Below are 9,561 nucleotides of genomic sequence, written 5' to 3'. Positions count from 1 at the left end.
GCATTCGGCGGCAGCCTGCACGCTGTAGCGCCCGTCCACGAAAAGCGCGACGGTTTCGGGCGTCACGATGGCCATCCCGGCCGAGCCGGTGAAGCCGATGACAAAGGCCAGCCGCTCATCATGCGGGGCGAGGTATTCGCCCTGATGCGCGTCGTAATGCGGCAGGATGAACGCCTGCAGCCCGCGCCGGTCGAGGTCACGGCGCAAATCGGCGATGGCGCGCTGCGGGTCCGGATCAGGCATTCCCGGCAATCTCTTCGGCGCGGTGACAGGCGACCTCACCCCGCCCGGCCAGCGGCCGTAGCTCTGGCACCTCGGCCCGGCAGCGGTCGGTCACATGCGGACAGCGCAGGTGGAACGGGCAGCCGGGCGGCACGTTCAGGGGTGAGGGCAGTTCGCCCTCCAGCTTTTGCGCCTTGCCACGTTCGTCAGGGTCAAGCGAGGGGGCAGCCGAAAGCAGCGCCTGCGAATAGGGATGCGAGGGGGCCGCAAACAGCGTCTCACTGTCGCCGATCTCAACGATCCGGCCAAGGTAAATGACCGCGACGCGGTGCGAGACATGGCGGACAAGCCGCAAGTCATGGGCGACGAAAAGGATCGTGAGGCCGAGCTTGTGCTGGAGTTGCAACAGGAGGTTCACCACCTGCGCCTGTACCGAGACATCAAGCGCCGAAACCAGTTCATCGGCGATCAGCACCTCGGGCTCCACCGCCAGCGCGCGGGCAATGGCGATGCGCTGGCGCTGGCCGCCGGAAAACTCATGCGGCAGCTTGTCGACGGAATCCTGTGGCAGACGGACGAGGTCCAGCAGTTCCGCCACTCGTTCGGCGATCCTGTCCTCGGGCCGCATCCGGTGGACCCGCAGCGCCTCGGCCAGGATCTGGCCCGTCGTCATGCGCGGATTGAGCGAGGAATAGGGGTCCTGAAACATCATCTGGACCCGGCGGTTGTAGCTGCGGTCACCCTTCATTCCGGTGTCGAAGATGTCGCGCCCGTCAAAGCGGACATGACCCGCATTCGGCCGGTAGAGCCGGACAATGCAGCGGGCAAGTGTAGACTTGCCGCAGCCGCTTTCGCCGACGACACCCAGGGTTTCGCCGCGCTTCAGATCAAGGTCGATGCCGTTCAGCGCCCGGACCACCCGGCCCGGTCGCCGCGTGACCATGTCGGCGACGCTGCGGCCCACGGGGAAGGCCAGCGTCAGGTCGCGGATTTCCAGAACCGGGGCGGTCATGCCACCTCTCCCTTCGCGATTTCAGCAGGGTGGAAGCAGGCGGCGCTGCGGCCCGGGGCCAAAGCCTCCAGCATCGGCACCCTTGCCTCGCACCCCTCCCCCTTGTTCGGGCAGCGCGGGGCGAAGGCGCAGCCCCGGGGCAAGGCATCAAGCGAGGGCGGCGTACCCGGCACCGAATAAAGCGGCGTGCGCGGTGTCACATCCTCGGGCACCGAGCGCATCAGCCCGACCGTATAGGGATGGCAGGGTGCGCGCAGGACGTCACGTACCGTGCCTTCCTCGACAATCCGGCCCGCATACATCACGGCCACCCGGTCACAGGTCTGGGCGACGACACCCAGATCATGGGTCACAAGGATCACGCCCATGTCGAATTCCCGCGCCAAGGAGAGGATCAGGTCGAGGATCTGGGCCTGAATGGTGACGTCGAGCGCGGTTGTGGGCTCATCCGCCAAGAGGAGTTTCGGTTCCGCCGCCAGCGCGATGGCAATCATCACCCGCTGGCGCATGCCCCCCGAAAACTGATGCGGATAATCACCCAGACGCGAAGCAGCCGAAGGGATGCCGACAAGGTCCAGCATCTCAATCGCCCGCGCCTTGCGTTCGGACCGCGAAAGGCTCGTATGCGCCTTCAGCGTCTCGGTCAATTGCATGCCAACGGTCAGAAGCGGGTTGAGCGAGGTCATCGGCTCCTGAAAGATCATCGCGATCTCGCGCCCCCGGATCGGGCGCAACTGGCGTTCGGGCAGGGCCGCGATATTGCGGCCATTCCACAGGACGTCCCCCTTCACATCGCCGTAGCGGCGGGAAAGGCCGAGAAGAGAACGGAGCGTCACCGACTTGCCCGACCCGCTTTCGCCCACCAGCCCCAGAACCTCGCCGCGCCCCAGATCGAAGGAAACGTCCTGCACCGCAGGCAGGGGCCGCCCGCCGCGATGGAAGGTGGTTGAGAGGTTTTTCACCTCAAGGATCGTATCCCGGGCCATGCCCTACCCCCTTGGTCTCAGAAGATCAGCCGCCGCGTCGCCCAGAAGCGAAAAGCCAAGCCCGGTCAGCACGATGGCGATGCCGGGCATCAGGCTCAGCCACCAGGCGGTGGTGATGAAGTTGCGCCCCTCGGCGATCAGAACGCCCCATTCCGCCTGCGGCGGCTGCGCCCCAAGGCCAAGATAGCCGAGCGATGAGCCGAGAAGGATCGCCAGCGCCATATCGGTCATCCAGTAAACGATCACCGGCGTGATGGCGTTCGGCAAAAGATGGCGGAAGATGATGCGCCGGTCGGAATAGCCCATCACCAGCCCCGCCGCGGCATAATCGTTGCCCATCTGGGCAATGATCTCGGCCCGCATCAGGCGGGCGTAATAGACCCAGCCCACCAGCGTGATTGCGATATACATGTTGATCAGGCCGGGGCCGAGCACGGCAACCACAGCGATGACGAGGACAAGGAAGGGGAAGGTGATGATCGCATCGACGAAACGGCCGAAGATCATATCGGCCACGCCCCGGTAATAGCCGACCAGCGCGCCGACCACGACACCGATCAGCAGCGCGAAGACGGTGGCCAGCACTGCCATCTGCATATTGATCCGGTAGGCCCAGATGACACGGGAAAGGCTGTCACGGCCCAGAAGGTCGGTCCCGAACGGATGCGCCCATGATGGCGGCTGGCGCACCGCCAGATAGTCGATGAAATTCGGGTCATAGGGCGCAAAAAGGCCGGGAAAGAGCGCCAGCAGGGTAGAGCCGCCGATGATCGCGGCACCGGTGACGAAGCCCGGCTTTCTCAGCGCCAGCGACAGGCGCGAGGCCGGGCGGGTCGGGGTGAATACTGCGTCAGTCATGCGAGGCGCATCCTCGGATCAAGCAGGCTCTGGAAGAGGTCGGTCAAGAGGAACACGATGGAAACCAGTACCGCGAAGGTCAGCGTCAGCCCCTGGATCAGCGGATAGTCGCGGGCAAATATCGCCTCCAGCATCAGCCGCCCGACACCGGGCACGGCAAAGACGGTTTCGGTCACGAGCGTTCCGCTCATCAGGTTGCCGATGGAAAGGCCCAGAAGCGTGATCGTCGAAATCAGCGCATTGCGCAGCACATGGCGGCCAAGGATCAGCCGGTTCGGCAGGCCCTTGGCGCGGGCGAACTGGACATATTCGGCGTCCAGAACCTCGACAATGGCCGAGCGCAGGTTCCGCATGACGATGGCCGAAGTGTAAAGCGCCACGGTCATTGCGGGCAGGAAAAGGTGAAAGAGGTTTTCGCCGAAGGTTGCACCGTACCCACCGACGGGGAACAGGCGCAACTGGGCGGCAAGGAAGGTCAGAAGGACAAGGCCGATATAGAAGACCGGCATCGACAGCCCGACCTGAAACACGCCGCGGATCACCGCATCGGGCCAGCGCCCCCGGTTGAGGGCTGCCACAAAGGCCAGAGGCCCGGCGATGATCAGCGCCAGCGTGACCGCGTAAAGTGTGAGGAAGATCGTGGTCGGCAACCGGTCAAAGATCACCTGCGTCACCGGCGCCTTCATCAGGATCGAGCGGCCAAGATCACCCTGAAGCGTGTTGGTCACAAACAGCCAGAACTGCACCAGCATCGGCTCATTCAGCCCCAGCCTGTCACGGATCGCCGCCAGATCGGCATCCGAGGCGCGGTCCCCCGCGATGGCGATGGCCGGATCGCCGGGCAAAAGCCGCACCAGCAGGAAGATGATCACCATCACGATGGCAAAGGTCGGCACCATCAGGATCAGGCGTTTCAGGATGTAGTTCAGGCTTTCCATGGGCCCTCATGCATAAAGGCGCACCGCCGGAGGGAGGCCGGCGGCGCGCGGGCGGCGGATCAGCGGCTGACTGTCGCTGCTTCGAAGACGTTGTTGCCCAGGGGCGTCTGGACATAGCCCTCAACCGCCTTCGACACCGCCACCGCAAACGGGGTTTCGTACATGAACAGAAGCGGTGCCGCCTCGGCATAGATCTTCTGCATCTCGGCATATTCGGCGGCACGTTTCACCGGATCGATCTCGGTCGCCGATGCGTCGTAGAGCGCATTGAAATCGGCGTTTTCCCAGCCGGTGCCAACCGCGTTCGCGGTGGGCGTGTGGCCCAGCCAGCCGACGACCTGACTTGGATCGTTGACGTCGTTCACCCAGCCATAGGTGTGGATGTCGAACTCACCCGAGCGGTTCTTGGCACCGCGCGTCGGCCCGTCCACCTGCTCGACCGCCAGTTCAATGCCAAGGGGCGCCCACATCTGCTGAAGGGCGGCAAAGATCGTGCCGTCATCGGCAGACCCGGCAAGCGTGGTGAAGGTGATCTTGGTCCCCGGCTCCAGCCCGGCTTCCGCGACCAGAGCTTGCGCCTTTTCAAGGTCGTAAGGATAAAGCGGGCTCATATCGGCGGCGTATTGCGTGGCCGCCGCCATCAGGGGCGAGGACATCGGTTTGCCCGCGCCATGGAGGACAAGGCCGATCAGCGCCTCTTTGTTGGTGGCGTAGTTCAGCGCCTGACGTACGCGCGCATCGGCCAGGGGGTTGGGCGATCCGTCGGCCTTTGTCGCCCGGGTATTGATCGGCGAATAGATGATCCGGGTCGAGGGGAACAACTCCATATTGATCTTCGGATCGGCCTTCAGTTCTTCAGCGCGGGAGAAGGGGACGAATTCGGCCACATCGACCTCACCCGCCTGCAGCTTCAGGATACGGGTCGCGTCATCCGGGATGATCTGGAAATGCACGCCGTCGAGATAGGGCAAGGCTTTACCGTCGGCACCCTCTTTCCAGTAGTTTTCGTTCGCGCAGAAATCCATCGACGCACCCTGCTCGAACCCGCAAAGGTAGAAGGGGCCGGACCCGACACCGGGGCCACCCGCAGCAAAGATCGCGGCGGATTTGTCCTGATCAGTGGCACCTTCGGCCGCGTCGAAGGCCGCTTTCGATACGATGGCGGTGTTGAAGGTCGCGAGCATCGACAGGATCGTCGGATCGGAGTTCTTGAGGCTGATCGTCACCTGACGGCCATCGGCGGCCACAGAGTCGATAGAGCCCAGCAGCCCGGCCCAGGGTGACAGATCGCCATTGCGTGCCCGGTCGAGCGAAAAGACCACATCATCGCCGGTCAGGTCGTTGCCATCGGCGAACTTGAGCCCCTCGCGCAGGGTCAGATTGACGGTTTTGCCGTCCTCGGACACTTCATGGCTTTCCGCCAGGCCCGCCTCAACCGACGTCCCATCGGCGCTGAGCCGCAAGAGCGTGTCGAACAGCGAACCCACCATCCAGATATCGGGGTTGCGGTCAGCATAGATCGGATCGACAAGCTGCGAACCGTCATAGCGGGCGAAGTTGAGAATGCCGCCGCGTTCCTGTGCGTTCGCGGGCGCGGCGAAGGCGGCCGTCAGGGCAAGGACGGATGCCATCATCGTGCGTTTCATGTGTAGGACCTCCCAAAAGCGAATCGTTCTTCTGTGAAGTCATGATAAACTTCTATCTGCTTTTGCTATAATTATTTTTAGTATTACTATACATTGACTACTATCCCCTTGCCGTCCCTCAGGAATTCTTCGGCGGATTGCGCATGGGCGAGGTGGTTACCCACAATTCCACCGCCTCCTGATCGCCCAGAACCCGCGAGTAATGCGGTTTTGAGGTGTCATGATGGATGCAGTCGCCCGGGTTCATCACATAGACCGCGCCATCAAGGTGATATTCGACCTGCCCGGACATGAGGTAAAAGAACGCCTCGCCCTTGTCGTGCATATGCTCGGATTCGTGCCCTGCGGGCCGATGAATGATCGAAGGATGGAACAGCGACCCGGCGAAACCGGGACCGAGCTTTTCATAGAACCGCCGCTCCACCCCAAGAAAAAAGGTCTGGCGTTTGTCCCTGGCGATAAATTCGGAATATTGCTCGGGCACGCTCAGGAGCTGTTCGATACTGGTGTGCAGCGCGGCGGCGATGGAACGGAGCGATGAGAGTGACGGGGAACTGATGCCGCGTTCGACCTGCGATATGAAGCCCGTGGTCAGGTCGGCCTCGGTCGCCACCTCGACCAGAGTCTTGCCCAGGGTCTTGCGTCGGTGCCGGATCGCCTGACCCAGCGGCGGCGCTTCGCGCTTGCCCTTTTGTGCATCGTCTGAGTTTCGTTCGTCCATTCCTGCCCTCCCCGTCTGTCGCGGACTTCTGTCCAGAGCGGCTATGCCCGGCACTATAGACCGGTTCAATCCGAAATCACTAAAAATTATTTTAGTGTACATTCAACCGCAATCCGGCAAGCCGGGCAGATCCACGTCCGGCAACCGGGGGTTGCGCGGTCCGCCCACTGCTGCGCATCATCGGATATCAAGAACAGGAGATGCCCGATGCGTGTGCTTACCCCCCTTCTGGCTGCTGCCGCTTTCACCACCACCGCTTTCGCCCAGACCGCGACCGACACGGTCGCGCCCGAAGCCGGGACATCCACCGCCGTAACAGCGGCCTCGCCCGAGATTGCCGCAGCGCTTGCGGCGAAGGCAGCGGGAAAACCCGTTGCAGCCGATAGCTGGATGGTGGCCGCCGCGAACCCGCTGGCCGTCTCTGCCGGGGCCCGCGTGTTGCGCGACGGTGGCACGGCGGCAGACGCGATGGTTGCGGTGCAGGCGGTGCTGGGGCTGGTCGAGCCGCAAAGCTCTGGCCTTGGCGGTGGCGCGTTCCTCGTCTGGTACGACGCGGCAAGCGGCAAGCTGACCACGCTCGACGGGCGCGAAACCGCGCCCCTGTCCGCCACGCCAAAGCTGTTCCTCGATGAAACCGGCCAACCTCTGAAATTCTTCGACGCGGTCGTGGGTGGCCTTTCGGTCGGCACGCCCGGCACGCCGCGCCTGATGGAAGAAGCGCAGAAACGCTGGGGGGCTGCCGACTGGTCCACGCTTTTTGCCGAGGCGGTCCAATTGGCCGAGGGCGGGTTTGAAGTATCGCCCCGTCTTGCCGAACTGGTGGCCGGGGATGCCGAACGGCTTGGCCGCTTCCCCGCGACGGCGGCCTATTTCCTGCCCGGCGGCACACCCATCGCGGCAGGCGACACGCTGACCAACCCCGGCTATGCCGCAACGCTGATGGCCATGGCGTCGGATGGCGCGGATGCCTTCTATTATGGTCCCGTCGCCGAGGATATCATCGCGACCGTTGCAGGGGCGACGGGCAATCCCGGCGAGCTCGCCCCCATCGATCTGGCCACCTACCGCGTGGTGGCGCGCGATCCGATCTGCGTCAGTTACCGCGTGCATGAGGTTTGCGGCATGGGGCCGCCCTCCTCGGGCGCGCTGACGGTCGGGCAGATCCTCGGCATGCTGCGCGATACCGATCTGGCCGCGCTTGGCCCCGACAATGCAGAAGGCTGGCGGCGGATCGGCGATGCCTCGCGCCTCGCTTTTGCCGACCGGGGCCGCTACATGGCCGACAGCGATTTCGTGCCAATGCCCGCCGGGCTGACCGCCGATGCCTATCTGGCGAAAAGGGCAAAACTTCTGGATACCGACACGGCGCTGGAAGAGGTCGCACCGGGCATGCCCGACTGGGATCACGCGATGCTCTGGGGCGATGACCAATCCATCGAGTTCCCCTCGACCAGCCATATCTCGATCGTCGACAGCTATGGCAATGCCCTGTCGATGACCACGACCATCGAAAACGGCTTCGGCAGCCGTTTGATGACCGGCGGCGGCTTCCTTCTGAACAATGAGCTGACCGACTTTTCCTTTGCCACGCATGAGGATGGCCGCCCCATCGCCAACCGGGTAGAGCCGGGCAAACGGCCCCGCTCATCCATGGCGCCGACCATCGTGATGAAGGACGGCAAGCCGGTTCTTGTCATCGGCTCACCCGGTGGCAGCCGCATCATCGGCTATGTCGCGCAAGCCATCATCGCCCATCTCGACTGGGGCATGGATGTGCAACAGGCGGTGGCAATGGGCCATGCCCTGAACCGCTTCGGCACCTTCGATCTGGAGGCCGGGACCCGCACTGAGGCCCTTGCGCCCGACCTGGAAGCGATGGGCTTTGAGGTCAGCATCGGCGACCGCAATTCCGGCCTTCATGCGATCGCCATCGGCGACGGCCTGACCGGCGGCGCCGATCCGCGGCGCGAGGGGATCGCGCTCGGAGGATAGATCCAAATGTAAGACAAAAGAATTGTCGCTTTCGCATTCAAAATCGCGCATGCTTCCCGTGCGACCGACGATTGCGGAGATAACACGAACCATAATTCCGCCTGTTCAACCCGGAGGAACGATATGAATTTGAGACCCGATCCCACCTTTTACCCCTCGGCCAAGCTCGCCATGGAAGGCCCGGCCGAAAAGCTCGCCTTCACGCTGATGCTCAGCCCCGACGGATCACAGCCCGATGGCCTTGCGATCGTGGACGTGGACCCGAAGTCAAAGACCTACAGCCAGATCGTCCATCAGGTGATCATGCCCAATAAGGGCGATGAGTTTCACCATTTCGGCTGGAATGCCTGTTCCTCGGCCCTGTCGCCGCTGACCGGCCACGCTTTCCTTGAACGGCGCTACCTGATCATTCCTGGCATCCGCTCGTCCCGCATCTACATCATCGATGTGAAAGAGCCCTTGAAGGCCAAGATCCACAAGATCATCGAACCCGAAGAGGTCTTCGCCAAGACCGGCTATTCCCGCCCCCACACGATCCATTGCGGGCCAGAGGGCATCTATGTCTCGACCCTTGGCGGCGGCGGCAAGGACGGTACCGACGGCCCGCCGGGCATCTTCATCATGGATTGCGAGACCTTTGACGTTATCGGGCGGTATGAGATCGACCGGGGCATGCAGGACAAGCAATACGATTTCTGGTGGAACCTGCCGCGCGACTACATGGTCAGTTCCGAATGGGGCCTGCCGCCGCAATTTGAAAACGGCATCGTGCCCGAGGACCTTCTGTCCAACAAATACGGCCACAGCATCCATTTCTGGAACCTGCGCGAACGCAAGAACGTGCAGACCATCGATTTCGGCGAAAACCACCAGATGGCGCTGGAGATCCGGCCCGCCCACGATCCGGTCAAGGAATACGGCTTCTGCGGCGTCGTCGTGGATACGACGAACCTTGAGGGCTCGATCTGGACCTGGTGGCGTGAGGGCGGCAAATGGCATGCGAAAAAGACCGTCACGATCCCGCCGCAGCCCGCAGACCCCGACGATCTGCCGGACCTCCTGAAAGGTTTTTCGGCAGTGCCGCCGCTGGTGACCGATATCGACCTCAGCCTTGACGACAAATACCTCTATGTCGCCTGCTGGGGCACGGGCGAGATGCATCAATACGATGTCTCGGACCCGATGA

The 9,561-nt window shown here is 63.1% G+C and carries 9 protein-coding genes; 2 read left to right on the top strand and 7 right to left on the bottom strand.

Going from position 1 to position 9,561, the window contains the following annotated elements:
* The 7 genes from WBB85_RS02030 to WBB85_RS02000 all read right to left on the bottom strand — a co-directional run.
* A partial coding sequence (locus WBB85_RS02030) for an aminopeptidase P family N-terminal domain-containing protein (protein ID WP_432636954.1) occupies positions 1–243 on the bottom strand: 243 nt, incomplete at its 3' end.
* Positions 236–1,234, bottom strand: a complete 999-nt coding sequence (locus tag WBB85_RS02025; RefSeq protein ID WP_432636953.1) for an ABC transporter ATP-binding protein — start codon at positions 1,232–1,234, stop codon at positions 236–238. The genes WBB85_RS02030 and WBB85_RS02025, both read right to left, overlap by 8 nt.
* Positions 1,231–2,220, bottom strand: a complete 990-nt coding sequence (locus WBB85_RS02020; RefSeq protein ID WP_432636952.1) for an ABC transporter ATP-binding protein — start codon at positions 2,218–2,220, stop codon at positions 1,231–1,233. Before WBB85_RS02020 ends, WBB85_RS02025 begins: the two co-directional genes overlap by 4 nt.
* 3 nt (positions 2,221–2,223) lie before the next feature.
* The gene (locus WBB85_RS02015; protein WP_432636951.1) at positions 2,224–3,078 is read right to left on the bottom strand and encodes an ABC transporter permease; all 855 of its coding nucleotides are present in this window, start codon (positions 3,076–3,078) and stop codon (positions 2,224–2,226) included.
* A complete protein-coding gene (locus WBB85_RS02010; RefSeq protein WP_432636950.1) occupies positions 3,075–4,016 on the bottom strand; it encodes an ABC transporter permease in 942 nt (313 codons plus the stop codon). The genes WBB85_RS02015 and WBB85_RS02010 overlap by 4 nt, the downstream gene beginning before the upstream one ends.
* Before the next feature lie 59 nt (positions 4,017–4,075).
* Positions 4,076–5,662, bottom strand: coding sequence for an ABC transporter substrate-binding protein (locus WBB85_RS02005; RefSeq protein ID WP_432636949.1), 1,587 nt, complete (start codon positions 5,660–5,662; stop codon positions 4,076–4,078).
* A gap of 118 nt (positions 5,663–5,780) precedes the next feature.
* On the bottom strand, positions 5,781–6,383 hold the full coding sequence (locus WBB85_RS02000; RefSeq protein ID WP_432636948.1) for a helix-turn-helix domain-containing protein: 603 nt from the start codon (positions 6,381–6,383) through the stop codon (positions 5,781–5,783).
* Positions 6,384–6,590: 207 nt separating this feature from the next.
* On the opposite strand from WBB85_RS02000, the gene ggt reads away from it, so the two are divergent.
* Both ggt and WBB85_RS01990 read left to right on the top strand, forming a co-directional pair.
* Complete coding sequence (gene ggt / locus WBB85_RS01995; RefSeq protein ID WP_432636947.1) at positions 6,591–8,375, top strand: gamma-glutamyltransferase; 1,785 nt, start codon at positions 6,591–6,593, stop codon at positions 8,373–8,375.
* Between the two features lie 123 nt (positions 8,376–8,498).
* Positions 8,499–9,561, top strand: a 1,063-nt coding sequence (locus WBB85_RS01990; protein WP_432636946.1) for a selenium-binding protein SBP56-related protein, incomplete at its 3' end; no start/stop codon positions are given.

This window comes from Albidovulum sp. (assembly GCF_049646345.1).
GTDB lineage: Bacteria > Pseudomonadota > Alphaproteobacteria > Rhodobacterales > Rhodobacteraceae > Albidovulum.
Note: the sequence above shows the minus strand (reverse complement) of the source record. Positions and strands in the feature narration are given on the sequence as shown.